We start from the raw sequence: 731 nt of genomic DNA, 5'->3' as shown, positions 1-731 counted from the left end.
GCTTAGCAGGCTGTTGAAAGAAGCCAATCGCGTCCGAGCTGTGAGCATGATTTATTGGCTCCGAAGCGATTTGGAGATGATGGGTGCGCGGTGGTGACAATCTGACTGGCGAGTTGTTCAGCTACGTTGATCTGGAGGCGCGGGTTCGACGCGATCACCCGCTTTGCGCCATCCGGGTAATTGTGAACGAATCGCTTGTCGCTTTGGAGCGAGAGTTCGCGGCGCTGTATTCGCCGCTTGGGTGGCCGTCGATCCCACCCGAGAAGTTGCTCAGGACGATGCTCTTGCAGGCGTTCTACTCGATCCGCTCGGAGCGGTTGCTTATGGAGCGGCTGGAATACGACCTTCTTTTCCGCTGGTTCGTGGGCATCGGCGTCGACGATCCAGCCTGGGACCATTCGGTGTTCTCGAAGAACCGCGACCGGCTGCTTGAGGGCGCCATCGCGGCAAAATTCCTGAGTGCGGTGCTGGTCCAGCCCAAGGTGAAGAAGTTGCTATCGACGGATTACTTCTCGGTTGACGGCACGCTGATCGAGGCCTGGGCTTCGATGAAGAGCGTCAAACTGAAGGACGGCTCTGGCGAGCCGCCAACCGGCGGCGTCGGGCGCAATGCCGAAGCCGACTTCCACGGCGAGAAACGGACTAACGACACGCATGCCTCGACCACCGATCCGGACGCAAGACTCTACAAGAAGGGCAAGGGCAAGGAGGCGAAGCTATGCTTCATGGGT

At 59.2% G+C, this 731-nt stretch carries 1 protein-coding gene; it reads left to right on the top strand.

Annotated features, from left to right (window positions below; genetic code table 11):
• Positions 1-83 precede the first annotated feature (83 nt).
• Positions 84-731, top strand: a 648-nt coding sequence (locus tag NWI01_RS18640; protein ID WP_141385425.1) for a transposase, incomplete at its 3' end; no start/stop codon positions are given.

Source organism: Nitrobacter winogradskyi, from assembly GCF_006539545.1.
Classification (GTDB): Bacteria; Pseudomonadota; Alphaproteobacteria; order Rhizobiales; family Xanthobacteraceae; genus Nitrobacter; species Nitrobacter winogradskyi_A.
This window is presented reverse-complemented; position numbering and strand designations above follow the sequence as displayed.